This window comes from Bdellovibrio sp. GT3 (assembly GCF_037996765.1).
Lineage (GTDB): Bacteria > Bdellovibrionota > Bdellovibrionia > Bdellovibrionales > Bdellovibrionaceae > Bdellovibrio.
In genome coordinates this window covers 408,493-427,785 of sequence record NZ_JBBNAD010000005.1, presented here as the reverse complement: position 1 = coordinate 427,785, position 19,293 = coordinate 408,493, and the positions used below count along the sequence as shown (strand labels likewise).

Genomic DNA, 19,293 nt, shown 5'->3' with positions numbered 1-19,293 from the left:
ACTTCCGTCTCGCGGGTATTATGCATTCCCGTCGATATAGCGTTTTAAATATTGGCCTGTCAGACTTTTCTTGGCCTTCATGATGTCATCAGGAGAGCCGTGAGCCACAATATTACCACCTTTTTTACCCGCTTCAGGGCCGAGGTCAATAATATAATCGGAACCACGGATCACATCCAAATTATGCTCAACCACAACGACGCTGCCGCCTGTTTCAATAAGCTTATTTAAAACTTTCATCAGCAAATCAACTTCGCGGAAATGAAGTCCCGTAGTGGGTTCATCCAGAATGTACAGTGTGGCCTTTTGTTGGACCTGAGACAGCTCTTTGGCAATCTTAAGACGTTGTGATTCCCCGCCGCTCAGGGAGTTGGCAGGCTGACCCAGTTGCAGGTAATCCAAGCCGACCTCTTTCAGGACAGAAAGTGGCTTGCGGATATTAGGGTGAGCAACAAAGAAGTTCATGGCTTCACTTACAGTCATAGCCAGAATTTCAGAGACGTTTTTGTCTTTGTATTTAATTTCCAGGATTTCGTTGCGATACTTTTTACCGTCACACACGTCACATGGAATAACCACGTTATCCATGAACATCATGTCGATCTCTTCAAAGCCCGTACCTTTGCACGCCGGACAGCGACCACCGTCGACATTCAAACTGAAGGTCCCTGGCGTGTAGCCGCGTGTTTGTGCTTCCGGAGTGCTGGCCATGATTGTTCGAATCGCATCAAAGGCTTTTAAGTAGGTAATCGGTGAACTTCTGGCAGACTTTCCAATCGGGGATTGATCAATCAAAAGAACATTCTTGATGTGATCAACACCTTCGAGGCCGGCATATTCCTGGGCCGGAAGATACTCCAGATCCAGGGCGCGCGCCAAAGCCGGATACAGCGTTTTTGAAATCAGCGTTGATTTCCCAGATCCACTGACGCCTGTCACAGTGACCAGACGATTCAAAGGAATCACCACATCCAGATTCTTAAGGTTGTGGCCTTTGGCGCCTTTTAGTTCGATCTTAATCTTGTAGGTTTCGATATCCACTGGGCGAATCGTTCGAAGATTTGCCAGGTGTTTATTGTCTTTCAAATAAGGAACCGTGTTGGATTTTTCGTATTTATAGAATTCCTTGGTAGTGCCGGAGTAAACGACTTCTCCACCAAGATATCCAGATCCCGGTCCCATCTCGATGATGTTTTCGCTGGATTTAATCACGTCGTGATCGTGTTCAACGATAACCAGAGTGTTACCGAGTTCCTTAAGTTCTTTAAGAATTGAAATCAAGCGGTCGTTGTCGCGTGGATGCAGGCCAACTGTTGGCTCATCCAGAACATAAAGTGCCTGCGACAATCCCATGCCCAATTGATTTGCCAAAATCAGCCTTTGATATTCGCCGCCTGATAGAGTTCTGGTTTCACGATTGAGGGAAAGGTAATGAACTCCCACGCGCATTAGAAATTCCAGGCGAGAACGGATTTGTTTTAGTACTTCGCCGGCAACTTCCACTTGATGAGGTGAAAGTTCAATTTTTTTAAAGAACTCGCACAGATCCTCGATGATCATTGAGGAAAGTTCATTGATGTTCGCGCTGCCAACCAAAACATGGTTGGCCTCTTCACGAAGTCGCGCACCTTTGCAGTCCGGGCATAGGAAAGGACTGCGGAAGCGGGCGATAAAAACCCGCACATGCATTTTGTATTTAATCTGGTCCAGATACTCGAACAGGCCACGAACCCCAAAGAAATCGTCGTTGCCCTTCCAAATCACTTCACGGTGCTCTTTCGGCAGTTCCTGCCAAGGAGTGTGAATGTCGATTTTGGCTTTCTTGCAATATGCAAGGAGCTGCTTTTTTTCGTGGGCGGCACTTGGCATCCAAAAAGGACTTAAAGCACCTTGGGCTAAACTCATAGCAGGGTTTGGAACTACTTTGGCTTCATCAATATCCAAAATATTTCCAAAACCTTTACAGGTCGGGCACGCGCCGATGGGTGAGTTAAAGCTGAACAATCTTGAAGTCAGTGGCGGTGGAGTATAGCCGCAAACCGGGCAAGAGGATTCTTCGCTGACTTGCAGGCGTTGACCTTCGGTCGTCAGGATTGTGGCTTTACGTGAGATCAGATTTGTATTGTATTTGATACTCGCTTCATAAGCTTGCGTTAAAGAATCGGCAATACGGCCTCTTTCATCCGCATTGAAACTCATACGATCGATGATCAGATAGAAAGTTTCCTTTGGGAGGCCTTTTTTAATTGCAGCCGGGTCCCCAATCTCGACAACAGTTCCCATTTCTTCATTGGTCAAACTGGAAGGGGCAATAGGAATACTAATAACCTCTTCGACTGTCTTTTTGGTTGCACCTTTGGTTTTGGTTTTCTTAAGAGTCGCTTTTTTTGTCGCAACAGGTTTTACCGTTGGCGCCACCTTCGGAATATAGATGCGCAGGTAACCGTCTTGCAAAAGCAATGAGTGCAGCTTCTTGGCTTGAGCCACGCGTCCGCTCTCGGAAATTTCCACCATGAGGTAGCCACGCTTACCAGTGAATTCTTTGATCACTTTATCTGTGGCCTCTGTGACGCTCTCTTTTTCAGTCGGGCAGTGATGGGTCGGGCAATAAGACTTGCCGATCTTTTCATACAACAAGCGCAAGTAATCTATGATTTCGGTTGTTGTGCCGACCGTGGAGCGCGAGCTTTTAACAGTGTTCTTTTGTTCGATTGAAATCGCCGGTGGAATATTGCTGATGCCTTCAATGTCAGGCTTTGGTGCTTTATTCAGGAATTGGCGTGCGTAATTGGACATGCTTTCAATAAAGCGGCGTTGTCCTTCAGCAAATAGGGTCTCAAATGCCAGAGAGGATTTCCCTGAACCACTCGGGCCGCAGATCACAGTCATTTTACCGACCGGGATCTTGACCTCGATGTTTTTAAGGTTGTTCTGTTTCACACCCCAGAGGTGGATATCCTTCACTCAGAAAAATCCTGTTTGTAAAAGTCTGTTGCTTCTTCTTGCTTGCTGGAAGCAGCAGTTGGTTCAGTTCCTTCAGCGAAGGCCTGGCGCAGGATGTTCTTGGTAGAAGCATTTGCAAGCTTGCCAGTTTCACTGTCAATATTTGCAAACACGATACCATCCGGTACAGGGAAAGTCACATGAGGAAGTCCTTCATGGGCGGCTTTCATGTAATCTACCCAAATTGGCAATGCAGAGCGGCCACCGACCTCGCCTTTACCCAGACTTTTCTCTTTGTCAAAACCCACCCAGACTCCCGTGGCAACCTGAGGTGTGTAACCAATAAACCACGCGTCATAGTAGTTGTTCGTTGAACCGGTTTTGCCGGCAACTTCGCGACCCAAGGCGCGAGCACGAGCACCGGTACCATTTTTGTCTTCAACCACACCACGAAGGAGTGATGTCATCACAAATGCCGTGGTTGGTTTGATCAGTTGCTCTGGATCCTGGAAGAAAAGATTTTCAGCCAGGGCCGCCTTCTTTGGCTCTTTCTTTTTGAATTCTTCCAATTTTGCCGGATCAGCCATCAAAGCCAGATACTCTTTACGACGATTTTCAAAATCATCTTCGTAAGGTTTCATTTCTCTTTCGAAGCGTGCATCCAGGGAAACATTTTCAAGAATGGTTTTTCCATCGGCATCAGCCACTTTATGAATCAAAAGTGGGCGAGTGCGTTTGCCCAAGCGACCCAGTTCAGAGAATGCCTTTGTCATTTCATACAAAGTCACGCTCGAAGAACCCAAAACCAAAGTGAAGTCAGGATTCAGCGGACTGAAGATTCCCAGACGGCGCGAATACTCAGTGGCCCAAGGCACCCCAACATCTTCGATCACTTTAACGGCAGGAATATTTAAAGATTGCGACAAAGCATTTCGTACGATGATGTCGCCGCCAAAACTTTTTGAGTGATTCGCGGGCTTCCAAACTTTGGAATCCTTCGAATCGCCCTGACCCTCTTCATCACCAGTTGAACCTTCATACACCAATGGGGCATCCATAATAGGTGTCGCAGGATTGTAGCCTTTGTCCATCGCAGATGCGTAGACAATGGATTTGAATGAAGAACCAGTTTGACGAGGAGCTTGAATAGCACGGTTGAATTCACTTCTTGCGAAGTTCACACCGCCGACCATTGCCAGAACGTCTTGTGAATCCTGATCCAGAGAAATCAAAGCACCTTCAACAAGTGGCTCCTGATCGAGTTCCAAATCTACGTACTTATTGAAATCCGGCAGATTCAAAGGTGCAGCACCTTTTTTAGGAGCGATCGTTCTTGTTGGAGAGAACTTGTCGCCGACAATCTTAACAAGGATAACGTCGCCTTTTTTGAGTGCCTCGGATGGTTTCTTGATGGTCGCAAGGTCGTAGCGTTTTTCAGAGTCAGGCTTACGAGCCCAAGTCATTGAATCGATATCAATCAAACCCTGGGAGTCCGCAAATTTCACGTAAACCAATCCAGAAGCGTCATCCACGTTCGAAACCACACCCTGAACGGTGTCATTAATCTTAATATAAGAAGGCAGCAGGGGATGCTCTTTTGCGGCTTTTGTGTCGATTGGAGCAATCAGGTCTGCATATTTGCCATCGGGTTGGATGATTCTTTCCGGTGTGGAATCACCAATTAACTTCGTTCTGTTCTCGGTGATGAAGGCTTCAATATCTGAATCCGAAGAGATGTTCTTGATAGGACCACGGTAACCCTGGCGTTTATCAAGTCCTTTAAGGCCTGCCATCACTGAATCCTGAGCGGCAAGTTGTTGCTTCAAATCCAATGCTGTATAGATTCTAAGTCCTTTATCCAAAACCATATTTTCGCCCAGTTGTGCGACCAGCATTTGGCGAACGGTTTCAAGATAGAAGGGAGCATATTCTTCGTAGTTTTCGCGAACATAAACTTTAACAGGCTCTTGAATTGCTTTTTCGGCTTGCTCCTGAGTGATGAAACCCACTTCTGCCATACGGCGCAAAACATAGATCTGTCTTTCTTTGGCGCGAGATGGATTGCGAATTGGATTGTAAGCACTTGGAGCTGTTGGCAAGCCGGCAAGAATAGCCATTTCCGGCAAAGTCAGTTTGTTCACTGGCTTGCGATAATAAGTTTGCGCTGCTTGCTCAACACCGTAAGCGCCTTGGCCGAAGTAAATCTGGTTCAGGTAAAGGAAAAGAATATCTTCTTTGGAAAGATTTTTTTCCATATCAATTGCCAACAGGATATCGCTTAATTTACGAGTCAAAGTTTTCTCAGAGGAAAGCATCATGGTTTTTGCAACCTGCTGAGTGATCGTTGAACCACCTTGTACGGAACGACCGGCTCTTAAGTTCGCTAAAGCAGCACGGAAGATCGCTTGTGGGTTGATGCCTTTATGCTGGAAGAACTGATCGTCCTCTGCCGCAAGGAAGGAGTTCACCAGATCTTTTGGAATTTTGTCGTAGGGAACCAAGGTTCGGCGCTTACGAAAGAACTCGCCGATCTTTTTTCCGTTGCGATCATAAACTTGGCTTACAAGTTCAGGTTTGTAATCTTGAACCGTAATAATTTGGGGAAGATTGGACTTAACAGTTTGATAAGCAAGTACGGCGCCGACAACACCAAGGATACATAGGGCGACGAATGCCAGGATGATTTTTTTTAACACTGTAAGGGGCTCCTTTAACGAAGCCCCATTCTAGCAGTGTGTTACATGAGGGTCCAGAGATACTGGTCCGAGGGCTAGCTTCTGCCGCCTTGTTGACTTGAATTTCCGCGATTGTTTTTCATACTGCCGCAAGCGGAGTCAACCCAGCTTTGAAGTTCTTCAATTTGCTCCTGCTTATCAGCCATTTCGCCAGAAATCGCAGTAGCAGTCGTGGTTGTCCCAGACGGAGGTTCAACACCAAGTCGTGAAATCTGAGTACTTAAACGATTGATCTTCTCGCCGTACTGAGTTGTTTTTGTGGCAATTGTCTGAAGTTTTTGTTCCAACTTTTGTTTGGCTGCCGTCATTTTGTTCTGAATATTCTGCATGAGTTTAGTCAGATTCTGTTCGGCTTCTTGCTCTTCAGTGGTGGCTTGATTCTGAATTTCAGTCATTTGAGAACCGGCCAGATCCAGGCTGTCTTGAACGCGAGTCATTTTATCCTGAACCTTCTTGATCTCGTTATCCAGAGTTTCTTCTTCTTGTTTTTTTGATTCTAAAAGAGCCTGACGCTTTTGTTCGTAAACAGTCATGCAATCATTCCAAATTGCAATCAGATCCTGCTTTTGACGTTTTGCTTTTGAAATCATTGTTCCGGAAGACAGGCCACTCAAAGAACTATCTTTCGCCATTTGGGCTTTTTGATCACTTACGGCTTTCAGGCATCCTCTTTTAGCGGAGGCCTCCGTCAGTGATATAAGTTGCAAAGCCTTGTCGCGTTGGGCGGAAATCACCTTGCCACGAAGATCCAAAAGCTGTGTTCCCAATTCATCCAAAGAGTCTTTGGAATCATTCTGAGCTTTTTGGAACTCTGCAATCCGGTCACGTTTTTGATCGGCAAGATCACGCTTTTTTTGTTGAAGGTCTTCTTGGGCCTTATTCAGATCTTCCTGAAGGTCTGCGATCTCTTTATTGAAATCTTCCTGAACTTCCGCTTTTTCGTCAGAAAGAGCAGCTAGGTCCTCTTCAGTTTTATCCAGATCATCAGTATATTTATCTTTTTTGCTGAAGTAGTCCTGAAAAGTGTATTGGGGGCAACCGTTGCCGCCCCCGCCGGATTGGCCCATCACACCCAATGCAGTTCCCAAGGCATTATCAGAGCCCACTGCAGTGGCTGCAGTTGAATAAAGATTCAAAGATCCGTCTGCTCCCGCAGCGCTGCTGCAAGATGCAACTTTTTCGGCACAACCGCCCCCCGCGCCAGCGTCTCTGCAGAGTTTGGTCAAATCGTTCTTCGCATCACGAAGGTCGTCCTGATATTCTTTGCATACATAACGAGAGTTATCCCAGTTGCCGCTGTTGTTATTATTATTGTTGTTGCTGCTGCTGCTATTATTGTTACTACTATTGCTGTTTGAAGAATTGTTTGAGGATTGGCTTTGCGCCCAAACTGCGGATGTCATCAATGTGATTAGGGTGAAAACTATTTTAACAGCTGTATATTTGCTGAACTGTCTATTTGTACTCATTTGATTTCCCCCTGATGTTAAATAACGGCTGCAATTGCAGTACCAATTATCGTCACTTTCAGGGGGAAAGTTTACGCCTCAATTTGAAACACTAGACGTTCATCGAGGGCGCTCTGCCAGACATGGAAGGCCCTGCTTGCAGGCTTCCACAAGCCGAGCATTTTCTTGCTGCGATAGGAATATTCGTCAGGCACTCAGGACAAGCTTTGGTGTCGGCTGGTTTTGCCTCTTCTTTGCGAAGACGATTCGCAGCTTTCACTATCATAAAGATCGCAAATGCCACGATAACAAAATCAATGAGCGCATTCATAAAGACGCCATAATTGATAGTCGCGGCACCCGCTGCTTTTGCTGCGTCTAAAGTGGCGTATGATTCGCCGTTCAGGGCGATGAACATGTTTGCGAAATCAATTTTCCCCATGCCCAGACTTAGTACAGGCATTAGCATATCGCTGACAAAGGATCCTACAATTTTAGTGAAGGCGGCACCAATAATGATACCGACTGCCATATCCAAAACATTGCCCCTCATTAAGAAGGTTTTAAACTCTTTCAACATACCCAAAGTCCTTTCTTTAGTACTTTGCGACAAGATTCAAAGTTGTCGTCGTCGTGTTGTATTCTCCCGGAGGAGCGGGTTCGTTTTGATATTGTAGCAGGTAAGCCAGCTTTAATGAGAACATGGAATTTAACATAGCGTTGATGGAGGCCTCTGTATTCACCTGGTAACGATCAGGGTTCGTCATGTTCGGTAGATACTCGATCCAATATCTGAAAGAAAATTCTTTGTCGATTGCAGTATTGATTTCAGTGTATAGACGAATCAACTGATCATACGTGGTTCCAGTGCCGACGTTTTGTTGTTTGGAATAACGATAACCGGCCTCTGTGCTCCAGTTGAAGCTGTCGCCTTTGACTAACCAGTATTTTAAACCGATGTCCGTAGAGTCACGTTGTACATACCCCGCATAAGGATCGCTTTCATATTTTTGCGACACGAACATGCCCAAATAATCTGTGAATTCACGGTCATAACGAACACCAAAGTTCCAGTTTTTTGTGCTTTCAACATCGTTGGCTTCAGTGCGGATATATTGACCAAACATGCTGTAAATATTTTTGTCTTGTTGATAAGCAGCCTTGCCTTTTGCCGCCCAGTTTTCTGAATTAGAGTTACCAGTTACCATGATGGCACCGGCTTCAGCTTCACCCTTAAATGGGGGAGGCGGAGCTTCCTGGCTATGTGCGACCAAGGACATGGTTGTAAGTGCTGAGATTAATAGAACTGAAACGAACTTCATAATATACCTCCATAGACATTTAGTATTGGTCTTGCCTGAAGAGTCAAAACACCGTGCATATAAAAATTTGATGAGAAAGTAATGAATCTTTGTTAAATTGAACATCGAGGTTTGTTGGAATGCAAAAAGGCTTTAATTCAGATATCACAGTTCGCGGACAAAAATACCACGTGCAAACAGAAGATTGGGGCATGGCGAATCCATTTCTGGTGAGCAGAATTTTTTGCAACGGTGCGGTTCTGAAAACCATCAAAACTCCACATGAACGAGTTCTGCAATTGGGCTCCAATCAACCGACTGAAGCGATCAAACAGGCCCTTCATCGTCAACACTCCAAGATCATTGATACTCTGATGGCTGGGGGAATGCCTTAAAAGGCAAATCCTCGACTTCTGGCGAGTATGAATCATGCTCCATCTTTCATAAGATAGAGAGATGATTGAATTCTCTCACGTCTATAAAACATACCCGGGACCAGTGCATGCCCTGAAGAACGTCGATTTAAAGATCGATCAGGGTGAATTTGTTTTTTTAACAGGTCCAAGTGGAGCAGGTAAGACAACTCTATTTAAAATGATTTCTGCGTATGACTTGGCCACTTCCGGAGAAGTGAAAGTTGCAGGGTATGATCTGGGAGAGATTCGTGATGGTCAGGTGCCGTTCTTCCGCAGGAAAATCGGCGTGATTTTTCAGGATTTCAAATTGCTTAAAGACCGGACATTGTTCGAAAACGTGGCACTTCCACTGCAAATTCGTGGCGATAAAGCACCAGCAATTCAAAGAAAAGTTTACGATGTTTTGGAACAAGTGGGACTTGCCCATAAGCACGATCAATATCCTGATTTCGTATCAGGGGGAGAGCAGCAAAGAACGGCGATTGCACGTGCGATCGTTCATCAGCCTGGCGTTCTTATTGCCGATGAGCCCACGGGAAATCTGGATCCGCGCTTAAGTGAAGAGATCATGGATCTGCTGGAGCGGGTTTGCTCCCAGGGGACAACCGTATTTGTTGCGACCCATGATCATGAAATGGTGAAGCGTCGTTTGAAACGCACTCTTGAGCTTAAGGAAGGAATGATTGTGGGGGATAGCAAGTGAGACCTCCGCAAAAAAATCTGGCACTGAAGCTATCGACTTTAATTGTGGTCACTGCATGTTTTGTGGTTATGGGAGCTGCGGCTCTTTTGTCGCAGAACTTCAAAAATATTCTGACCCATTGGGGCGAGGATGTTCAGCTGACTGTCTATTTGTCATCGGATATTTCCGAAGCAGGCCGGCAGGAATTGGAAGCATACTTTAAATCCCAAAAAGATATTGGCGACTTTGCTCTGGTAACCCAGGAAAAGGCATTGACGGATTTTCGTGCTCAATTGGCAAGTTATGCTCCAGATATCAGCCAGGACGAAGAACTTCTGAAAATGATTCCTTCAAGCTATCAGGTTAAATTGAAATCTGATGTTTCAACTGAAGAACAAAGCAGGACATTGCAGGCGATCTCGGCGGATTTGAAGAACCGCTCCGGAGTTGATGATGTAAGCTTTGGGCAGGATTGGGTTGAAAAGTATGGAGCATTTGTATCCGCAATCAATTTGTCACTGAACCTGGTTGGTTTTGTTGTTTTGATTGCTTCCATCTTTGTTATGTCCAATGCAATTCGTGCCTCGGTTCAGGTACATCGTGATGAAATTGTCGTTCTGGAAATGATTGGCGCGACTTCATCAATGATCCGCAAGCCGTTTCTTAAAGAAGGGGCCTTGCTGGGTTTTGTTTCATCCTCGATGGCGATTTTGATCTGTCTGGGAATGTACTCAATTGGAAAAACAGTAGTGAACGGTCGTCTAAGCTTCTTAAGACTGGGCGAGCAATTGAGTTTTATTTCTCCGGCAATGATTGCCGCGATGATAATCGGCGGAACGTTACTGGGAGCGTTTGGCTCCTACCTTTGTGTCAGACGAATTAATGATGGCTATGCGGCCGCAAGTCAGAGGGCTTAGGATTTGAAAAGATCGATGGCCCTTGGGGCATTTGCAATTTTGCTTACTGTTTCCGCAGCTCATGCAGCCACGGCTGTCGGTGCGTCTGCGGAAAAGGCTGATGAAATTAGCAAAGACATCGAGTTCACAAAGCAGAAGCTTGCGGATGCCGAACAAAAGCAGCGACAGGTTCTGTCTGGATTGTACGAAATCAATAAACGAATTAAGAAAACAGTTACGGAGCGTGGGTCGTTATCCCAGCAACGCTCCATACTGGAAGTTAATATTAAGAACCTGACGGATAAAGTGGATGAGCTGGATTCAAAAGCGAAACTTCAGCGAGCTCAGCTGGCGGAGCGTTTAAAGGCCATCTATAAATTGGGTGGCCAACCGCTGGCGCGTTTCATTTTGAATGCGGATAGCTCTGTTTCCATGGATCGCAATTTGAAAATTTTAGGAATTGTTGCCCAAAGAGATTTGGAGTTGATTAAAGGATACAGGCATGACGTCCAGGATCTTCAGAATAAAAGGAAGTCCCTGGCGCAGCGTCTGGAGAATCTGAAATCCGTCGAAGCGCGAATTTCCACTCAGGAAACCAAGCTCGTAGCTGAGCAAAACTTAAAAAACAAACTTCTAAATGGTATACGCAAGTCGAAAATGTTCGCTGAAAACAAAATCAGCGCGCTTAGAGAGAAATCCGAGCAGTTTAATGTGGAAGATGCGGGTGTCTTTGATGCCTTATTTAAAGCATCATTCATGGATTCCAAAGGTGAGCTACCTCGACCCTTGGAAGGTGTCGTAACTCAAAAATTTGGACTTATTAAAGCAAAGGATCACCCTTACACTTTAAACAGCAAAGGTATTTTTATTTCGGCGGCAACCGGAAGTGCGATTAAGTCAGTTTTTGATGGAAAAGCTGCCTATGTTGGTGAACTTCCTGGATTTGGAAATACTTTAATTGTCGATCATGGCGATCACTATTATTCTGTCTATTCCCATGCCGGAGAAATCAAAGTGACAACCGGGGATGAAATTACTCAATCCCAGATTGTTGCCACCTCAGGTGATGCCTCCGCAGATTTGCCTGCGGGAATGTATTTTGAGATTAGACATTTTTCGGAACCCTACGACCCGCAACAGTGGATGAAAGGACTCTAACCACATGCAAAGTATTAAACGCTACTGGAAAACTTATATTCTCGGAGGCATTCTGCTTCTGACAATCTTTGCAATGGCTGAAACCGGTTTTCAAGTCCGTGCATTCGCGCAGGATCGCTACGCCGATCTGCAAAACTTCAGTAAAGTGTTGAATCTGATTCAGCAGTATTACGTTGAAGAGACGGATACCAAAAAACTTGTGTACGGAGCGATCAAAGGGATGCTGCGCGAGTTGGATCCCCACACAAACTTTATGCCGCCTGAAATCTTCAAGGATTTTGAAACTGAAACCAGTGGTGAGTTCGGTGGTTTGGGTATCGAGATCTCAAATCAGAATGGAATTCTGACAATCATTTCTCCAATCGAAGACGCGCCAGCTTGGCAGGCGGGTATCAAGGCTGGTGATAAAGTTATTGCTATCGATGGCAACAGCACCAAAGGTATGAGTTTGGTTGAGGCTTCTCAGTTCATGCGCGGTAAAAAAGGCACTAAAATTGTTTTGCGTGTAGTGCGTGAAAAAGAAGAAAAGCCACGCGATATCACGATCACTCGTGGTGTGGTGAAAATCAAGTCCGTGAAATACACCGATATGGGTGACGGCTTTGCGTATGTTCGTATCACAAGCTTTATTGAAAACACCTCCAAAGATTTGGAAAGTGCGATCCAGGCCCATGTTAAAGCCAATGGCAAACTTAACGGTATGTTGATCGACCTGCGCAGAAATCCGGGTGGTTTGTTGGATCAGGCAGTTAAAGTCAGCGACATGTTCCTGAAAGAAGGCGTGATCGTTTCAACGATCGGTCGTAACAAAGCTGAAAAAGAAGTGGCAATGGCCACGAAAAAAGGCAAATACACGGATGTTCCACTTGTGATTCTGGTGAATGAATACACAGCCAGTGCCAGTGAGATCGTTTCCGGAGCACTTCAGGATAATAAGCGAGCTTTGATCGTTGGCGAACGCACGTTCGGTAAAGGTTCCGTTCAGTCAGTTATTAAACTGGGTGACGGTTCCGGCTTAAAACTTACGGTTGCGCGTTACTACACACCAAGTGGCACTTCGATCCAGGCGGAAGGTATCCATCCTGATGTTGAAATCGAAGACATCGATCCAGAAACTTTCGCGAAATCTATCCAGAAGCAAGAAACCACTCGCGAGGGTGATATTGCTGGTCACTTGAAAGGTGATAAGGAAAAAGCTGCTGAAAAGCTGGATGTTAAAAAGGGTGCTGAAGAAGGTGCTTTGGCTTGGTGGAAGGACGTTGGGTCGAAAAAAGAAGAAAAGCTGTCGCCTCGCGACAATATCTTGAAGAAAGATTACCAAGCATATCAAGCATTTAGCTATCTTAAGGCGTGGAATACCATGAAGGGTTTGACGCGCTAGTTATTGATTCCGAAAAATAGGGGCCTTACTCTACCGCAACTTTACTGGGTGGAGGGGCCTCCTTGTTTAAGAATATACTCACATTTATATGCGCCAGCGTATCGGTCATCGGAGCAGTTCATGCTGCCGATGCTGTGGGTTTTTCGTCAGGCTCCCAATTCAAAGCAACACCCATTGAAGGCCAAGTCCACGTTACCTGCGAAGGGTTCAACGGCGGAGGCGCTGCCACATTTACGTGCAGAGATGTTGTTCTGGATCCTGCATCTTACGACTATTTCGTGGGTCCACGTGATTCCAGAGCTGTTCGCTATGAACTGCGCAACGTTCGTGAAGACGGTTCCGTTCGTACAAAAGAAGACGACTATAACGGTTCACAAGGACGCAGTGGTTCCGCAATTAACCTGTGGTTGTCGACAATTTTCCAGAAGCCATTGTTGGCTTCCGGAAAAAACAGAATCAGTTATGCGATCTATGGATCCAATGGCGATTCTTTTAGCCACGGTGAATTCACAATCAATGTAGCTCGCAACTCTTCCAGAGTTTGCCCGACGACTCACTACAACTCAGCTGACGTCAACGACTGCAGCAGCCAATACTCCGTCTGCCAGCGTTACTTCCAACAATTCAATAACTGCAGATAACCCGCTGGTGTTTAGCACTCGAAATTAAAGAATGCTTTGGATGAGGCGATTCATCCCGTATCATTTTCTCTCTAGGAGAGATGATATGAGAAAACTGCTTTTGATTTCGCTGCTTGTTCTATCTGCGTGTGCTTCTCAGCCGCCAAAATCCGAAAAAACATCTGAGCCGATGAAAGGCTTCGATGCTGAGCTGACTCAGTTTAACTATCCATTCCCGGTTTCATTCTATTCCTTCCGAGCGCAAGGTCAGGATTTGAAAATGGCTTACATGGATGTGGCTCCTGACAAGGGATCCGACAAAGTCATAGTTCTTTTTCATGGAAAAAACTTTTCCGGTTACTACTTCGAAGACATGGCAAAAGTTTTGGTGGGTAAAGGCTACCGTGTGATCATGATCGATCAAATCGGTTTTGGAAAATCCACGAAGCCGGCAGAGTTTCAGTATTCACTTCATGCGTTATCATCGTATTCAAAAATGCTGATGGATAATCTGAAAATCGAAAAGTTCCAGCTTCTGGGCCACTCTATGGGAGGCATGCTCGCGGCACGATATGCGTTGATGTATCCAGATAATGTCACCAAACTGTTCATGGTGAATCCATTGGGGTTAGAGGACTGGAAGACACTGACCACGTATAAATCAGTGGACCAGCTTTATGATGGGGAGCTTTCCGGCAACATCGACAAAGTGAAGAAATACCAACTGGATCACTACTACGACAACAAGTGGAAACCTGAGTACGACAAATACCTGGTGCCAGCAAAGGGTTGGTTCGATGGCCCAGATTACACGCGCATCGCGTGGACGTCGGCACTGACCTCAGAGGCGATCTTTACCCAGCCTGTGTACTATGAATTCAAAAATCTAAAAATGCCGACCGTCTTGGTGGTTGGAACAAAAGACACCACAGCAATTGGCAAAGCCTGGGCGCCGGAAGAAAATAAAAAGAAAATGGGCAACTATCCAAAAATGTCCAAAGACGTGATCAGCAAAATCAAAAAGGGGAAGTTAGTCTCCTTGCCAGGCATGGGTCACACCCCATTCATCGAAGACCCAGCCAAATTCTGGAAAGCCTTCACACCACAACTCTAAAGGTAAGGCCGTACCTAAAGAAAAAGGCTCTCTTGCGAGAGCCTTTTTTAGTTTTTCAACTGTCAGAAGAAGAACAATTAGTTTTGTTCGTCTTTGAATGTACCAGCTGGAACTTCTTTAACTTTGATAGTTTTGTTCAAGAAGTTGATCACTTTTTCTTCAGTGATTTGGTAAGTCAAACGGCTTGATTGCTCTGGGCGACCGTAGAATTCCTTGATACGGGAAACTTCGATGCCAGTTTGTTTTGCGTATTCTTCGAATTTCGCATCAACGTCTTCTTTTTTCGCGAATAGATCATGTTTTTTCGCAATAGCATCAACCAAGAATGAAGATTGGATCATCTCAGTCGCTGTGTTTGTGAAATCAGCATCCCATTTTTGAACGTAAGAAGAGAAATCAGCTTCGCCCATGCCTTGGTCAGCCATGCGCTTTTTGAAGTCTTCAACCAATGAAGCTTTTTGCTCTTTCAACAAAGAAGGAGGAACTTCAACTGGGTTTTCTTTAACAAGAGTTTTCAAAGTGCGGTTTTTGAAGCCGTCTTCGATACGTTTTTTGTCGTTTTGCTCAAGGTCTTCTTGAATAGTTTTTTTCAAGTCAGTCAAAGACTCTGGTCCACCAAGAGTTTTGATGAACTCATCGTTCAACTCAGGCAATACTTTTGCTTTGATTTCTTTCAAAGTAACTTTGAACTCAACTGGTTTACCAGCAAGGTCAGCAGAGTGGTATGGATCCGGGAATTTCAAAGTAAGAGTTTTCTTCTCGCCTTTTTTCATTCCAACGATACCGTCTTCGAAGCCTTCGATGAACTGGTTGGCACCCAACTCTAGGTTGTGGTCTACGCCAGCGCCGTTTTCAAGAGGTGCGCCACCGATGAAGCCTTCGAAATCGATAACTGCAGTGTCGCCTTTTTTAGCAGCGCGATCTTCAGTTACTGTTTCGAAAGTTGCGCGTGAAGAGCGGATGTTTTCCAACACTTGATCAACTTTTTTAGCGTCGAATTCGAAAGCTTCTTTTTCAACTTCCAAACCTTCGTATTTTTTCAAAGTGATTTCCGGGCGAACATCAAAAGCTGCAGAGAAAGAGAAGTCTTTGTCAGCAGCTGGATCAGCAAACTCAAATTCTGGGTAGCTGATAGGATCAAGTTTGTGCTCTTCCAACGCTTGCGCGTAGTGTTTTTGAACTAGGTCTTGAACGACGTCTTGTTTTACACGGTCGCCATAGATGGATTTGATTGTGTTCAAAGGAGCTTTACCTTTACGGAAGCCTTTGATTTCCACGTCTTTTTGAATGCTGCTGAACACTTTGTTGAAAGATGCTGCCACAACTGCAGCTGGGATTTCGATATTCATCTTTCTTGAAAGGTTAGAAACCTTTTCTACGTTTGATTTCATGCGATTACTCCTACATGTTAAAAGCCGTCGGATAGTAGGTTATGCCCGCTCTGAAGGCACCTTGTAATGCCATGCGTAATGCCTATATTTCGAAGCTCAGAGACACTTTAAATATCTATGCAGCAAGAGATTCACTTTGTGACGGGAAAAGGGGGCGTTGGTAAGTCGGTTATAGCCGCGGCGCTCGCTTTGAAATTAAGTCGTCAGGGTAAAAAAGTTCTATTAGTGGAGCTGGGAGATCAAAGTTTCTTTAAGGATTTCTTTGACTTAGCTGACGTCGGTTTTCAGCCCGTTGAAATTAAGCCGCAACTGTCCGTAGCTCTGTGGACCGGAGAAGCCTGTCTGCGTGAATATGCCCAGTATCTGATCAAAGTGGAAAGTCTTGCGAAATTGTTCTTCGATAATGCCGTGATGAAGGCTTTCATAAACATCGCACCTGGTTTGCCGGAGCTCGCGATGCTGGGAAAAATCACTTCGGGTCCACGCAAGTACGGTCCACCGATGAATTTTGATTGTCTGGTGGTGGATGCATTTGCGACGGGGCACTTCAAGGCACTGTTGGCGGCACCCAGCGGAATGGCGCAAGCCGTGCAGATTGGTCCGATGGGGGAGCAAAGTCGCAGTATCATTCGCGTACTTCGTGATCAGAACATCACGAAGTATCACATCGTCTCGTTGCCCGAGGAATTGCCTCTGAAAGAATCCACGGAGCTTTTCGAATATTTGAAAAATGAATTCTCTGTAGAGCCGAACCTGGTCATGAACAAAGTTCTGGATGTGAACATTCCACTGTCTTCATTAAAGAACGCAGAGACTCAGACAAGTTCTGATTTGGGATTGTTTGCCCAGTATCTTGAACAACAACTGGATCGACAACAGTCCATGTTTAAACAGGCAGGCACAAACTTTAAGAACATCGTGAAAGTTCCGCTGTTTTTTGAAACTGATCCTTGGAAGCTTGTGGAAAAAGCCGTGGAGAAAATCCCATGAGTCGCGACTTGCTAAAAGACACCAAAGTGTTGGTTTGTGTTGGCAGTGGCGGCGTCGGGAAAACCACGGTGGCAGCGGCTGTTGGCGTACTGGCAGCAAAAGAAGGTAAAAAAGTTCTGGTGCTGACAATCGATCCGGCAAAGCGTCTGGCGCAGACTTTGGGAATTGAAGGCACGAACGATATCACCAAAGTTCCCGGTCAGAATTTCAAGGGGGAGCTGTACGCCTCCGTCATAGATCACAAAAAAACCTTCGATGAATTCGTGGAAAGAGCCGCACAAAAATCAGAGGCTGTTCGCAGAATTTTTGAGAACAGTCTTTATAAGCAGCTATCTACAAGCTTAAGTGGTTCGCAGGAATTCACCTCTCTTGAAAAACTGTACTCGGTCTATGAATCCGGGAAATTTGATTTGATCATTCTGGATACTCCACCGACCAAACATGCGCTGGATTTCCTGAAAGCTCCGCAGAAACTGGCAACATTGTTCAGTGAAGGAGTTGCCAAGTGGTTCCGGGATCCTGAAGGAAAAAAATCCGGAATCTTCGGTCACCTGATTCAGGCGGGCACACGCCAGGTTTTGAAAGTTCTGGAAACCCTGACCGGTTCACAGTTCATTCGCGAGTTGGGTGATTTCTTCATTAATATTGAACAGTGGCAGGGGAAGCTTTTGCAAAGAACAACCGAAGTTCAGCGAATGCTCGTGGCCCCGACGACAAGATTTTTCCTTGTGACCAGTTTTGATCAGGCAAAATTAAAGGAAGCCGAGTTTTTCTCCCGCGAAATCCGAAAGGGTGGGTACAACTTAGACACGGTGATTTTGAACCGCGTTTTCCCTCATTGGCTGGACCTCCGGGTAGGTTATGAAGGCGGGACAGCGGAGCAAGGGCTTGTGGACTTGTACATGCAAATGAAGACCTATTACAATCACAGGGATGCGATCTATCGACTTTTTGAAAAGAAGATGTCGCGCGACGCCCGTGTTTTGAGAATTCCTGACTTGGTTAAGGATGTCTCGGACCTTTCGGGTCTGGAAGAAATCAGCGCCCTCATTACTGAGGAGGAGAAGGTTCCATGAATAAAGTGATCAGCCTGTTTGTTCTTTTCGCATTAACGGGTTGTAGCTTTTTTCAAATGAATCGCAGCGAAGAAGGAGCATTGCAAAATCAGCGCCTTCTGGAAGAACGCGATATCAAAACCGCTCAAGATACGTTGAGCGCCGGGAATTACCCGGAAGCCTTCAAGCAATTCAAGCTATTTCAACAAACTTATCCGGTATCCTCTTACACTCAGGCTTCCCGCATTGGCGAAGGTCAGGCGCTTGAGGGGCAGGGCAAGTGGACCGAGGCAGCCGCCATCTATCGTGACGTGACTTTGAAAACCAGAAACCTTCAACCTGACATCTCGGCATTGGCCAGCTATCGAATGTCGTTTTGCGAAGAGGCCCTGGGTGACGATCAAAAGGCAGTTGCAAGTCTTTTGGATGCAAGAAGTTTACGCAACACTCTGCCTATGACGGTAGCTTATGCCGAGATTCCGGCAAGGCTTGCGGCGGCTTACAGTCGTATGGGTCGAGAGAAAGAGGCCGTTCAGTATTTGAACGAAGCTGAAAAAGGCATTGCAAAAATTCGCGCCGAAGCGGACCCCGCAACTCTTGAAAAAGACTGGTTGGCCAAAACCTACTTTCAGATGGGAAGCTCCTCCACCAACCAACTCTCCGCGGAAAACTTTGATTCTTTCGTAAACTCGCAGAATCTGATGCAGATCTATCTGATCAAAACCATAGAGTTGAATGACAGCAAATGGTCGCCGAGGGCTGTAAAGCAACTGAATGCAACCTACAATGAAATGTACCAGCAAGTGGAGTCAGTTCAGCAAAACCCAAGTCAACAGGCTCATTTGGGGGGCGCATTAGTTCATTTAATTGATCGAGCGGAATTATATAAGCCGATCACTGGACAAACTCTGAATAGTTATCAGATTGAATTTTTCACATTAGCCAATGATGTGCGCAATAAAACAGAAAGACTTCTGTATCAGGGCCATGAAACCATGGGTCTGACGGAGGAGTCTAAAAGACTTAACAGCATTAAAAGATCCGGACGCACAAAAGCAGATGCTTTGTTGCCGGGCGAGGAAAGTTCTTCTATAAAAGCACTTCCCAAAAAAAAGGTCGCTCCGGGTACGGATCCGAATTTGTAGTTAAGATTTTAAGGAGAA

Annotated in this window: 16 protein-coding genes; 10 read left to right on the top strand and 6 right to left on the bottom strand. The window is 45.5% G+C overall.

Translation table 11 applies throughout. The features are described from left to right. Positions 1–18 precede the first annotated feature (18 nt). The 5 genes from uvrA to AAAA73_RS09415 all read right to left on the bottom strand — a co-directional run bounded on the left by uvrA (position 19) and on the right by AAAA73_RS09415 (position 8,448). On the bottom strand, positions 19–2,964 hold the full coding sequence (gene uvrA / locus AAAA73_RS09435) for an excinuclease ABC subunit UvrA (RefSeq protein ID WP_340598055.1): 2,946 nt from the start codon (positions 2,962–2,964) through the stop codon (positions 19–21). Next, entirely contained in the window at positions 2,961–5,639 is a 2,679-nt protein-coding gene (locus tag AAAA73_RS09430; RefSeq protein ID WP_340598054.1) for a penicillin-binding protein 1A, read from the bottom strand. The genes uvrA and AAAA73_RS09430 overlap by 4 nt, the downstream gene beginning before the upstream one ends. A gap of 74 nt (positions 5,640–5,713) precedes the next feature. Further along, entirely contained in the window at positions 5,714–7,147 is a 1,434-nt protein-coding gene (locus AAAA73_RS09425) for a hypothetical protein (protein ID WP_340598053.1), read from the bottom strand. A gap of 91 nt (positions 7,148–7,238) precedes the next feature. After that, positions 7,239–7,706 (bottom strand): large conductance mechanosensitive channel protein MscL, encoded by a 468-nt coding sequence (mscL, locus tag AAAA73_RS09420; protein ID WP_340598052.1) that lies wholly within the window; start codon positions 7,704–7,706, stop codon positions 7,239–7,241. Between the two features lie 16 nt (positions 7,707–7,722). Next, complete coding sequence (locus AAAA73_RS09415) at positions 7,723–8,448, bottom strand: DUF481 domain-containing protein (protein WP_340598051.1); 726 nt, start codon at positions 8,446–8,448, stop codon at positions 7,723–7,725. Positions 8,449–8,567: 119 nt separating this feature from the next. On the opposite strand from AAAA73_RS09415, the gene AAAA73_RS09410 reads away from it, so the two are divergent. The 7 genes from AAAA73_RS09410 (at position 8,568) to AAAA73_RS09380 (ending at position 14,694) form a co-directional block, all read left to right on the top strand. Continuing rightward, on the top strand, positions 8,568–8,822 hold the full coding sequence (locus AAAA73_RS09410) for a hypothetical protein (RefSeq protein WP_340598050.1): 255 nt from the start codon (positions 8,568–8,570) through the stop codon (positions 8,820–8,822). Between the two features lie 61 nt (positions 8,823–8,883). Continuing rightward, a complete protein-coding gene (gene ftsE / locus AAAA73_RS09405; protein WP_340598049.1) occupies positions 8,884–9,546 on the top strand; it encodes a cell division ATP-binding protein FtsE in 663 nt (220 codons plus the stop codon). After that, the gene (locus AAAA73_RS09400) at positions 9,543–10,442 is read left to right on the top strand and encodes a cell division protein FtsX (RefSeq protein ID WP_340598048.1); all 900 of its coding nucleotides are present in this window, start codon (positions 9,543–9,545) and stop codon (positions 10,440–10,442) included. The genes ftsE and AAAA73_RS09400 overlap by 4 nt, the downstream gene beginning before the upstream one ends. A 3-nt stretch (positions 10,443–10,445) precedes the next feature. Further along, a complete protein-coding gene (locus tag AAAA73_RS09395; protein ID WP_340598047.1) occupies positions 10,446–11,579 on the top strand; it encodes a murein hydrolase activator EnvC family protein in 1,134 nt (377 codons plus the stop codon). Positions 11,580–11,583: 4 nt separating this feature from the next. Beyond that, entirely contained in the window at positions 11,584–12,960 is a 1,377-nt protein-coding gene (locus AAAA73_RS09390) for a S41 family peptidase (RefSeq protein WP_340598046.1), read from the top strand. 62 nt (positions 12,961–13,022) lie between these two features. Then, the gene (locus AAAA73_RS09385) at positions 13,023–13,601 is read left to right on the top strand and encodes a hypothetical protein (RefSeq protein WP_340598045.1); all 579 of its coding nucleotides are present in this window, start codon (positions 13,023–13,025) and stop codon (positions 13,599–13,601) included. Between the two features lie 85 nt (positions 13,602–13,686). Beyond that, positions 13,687–14,694, top strand: coding sequence for an alpha/beta fold hydrolase (locus tag AAAA73_RS09380; protein WP_340598044.1), 1,008 nt, complete (start codon positions 13,687–13,689; stop codon positions 14,692–14,694). A gap of 77 nt (positions 14,695–14,771) precedes the next feature. On the opposite strand, the gene tig is transcribed toward AAAA73_RS09380, so the two are convergent. Then, complete coding sequence (gene tig, locus AAAA73_RS09375; RefSeq protein WP_340598043.1) at positions 14,772–16,085, bottom strand: trigger factor; 1,314 nt, start codon at positions 16,083–16,085, stop codon at positions 14,772–14,774. 117 nt (positions 16,086–16,202) lie between these two features. Here tig and AAAA73_RS09370 point away from each other — a divergent pair, with 117 nt between their 5' ends. The 3 genes from AAAA73_RS09370 to AAAA73_RS09360 are packed head-to-tail and all read left to right on the top strand — an operon-like array spanning position 16,203 to position 19,275. Further along, positions 16,203–17,075, top strand: coding sequence for an ArsA family ATPase (locus tag AAAA73_RS09370; RefSeq protein WP_340598042.1), 873 nt, complete (start codon positions 16,203–16,205; stop codon positions 17,073–17,075). Continuing rightward, complete coding sequence (locus tag AAAA73_RS09365) at positions 17,072–18,151, top strand: ArsA family ATPase (RefSeq protein ID WP_340598041.1); 1,080 nt, start codon at positions 17,072–17,074, stop codon at positions 18,149–18,151. The genes AAAA73_RS09370 and AAAA73_RS09365 overlap by 4 nt, the downstream gene beginning before the upstream one ends. Further along, positions 18,148–19,275, top strand: coding sequence for a tetratricopeptide repeat protein (locus tag AAAA73_RS09360; RefSeq protein WP_340598040.1), 1,128 nt, complete (start codon positions 18,148–18,150; stop codon positions 19,273–19,275). The genes AAAA73_RS09365 and AAAA73_RS09360 overlap by 4 nt, the downstream gene beginning before the upstream one ends. The last annotated feature ends 18 nt before the right edge of the window (positions 19,276–19,293 follow it).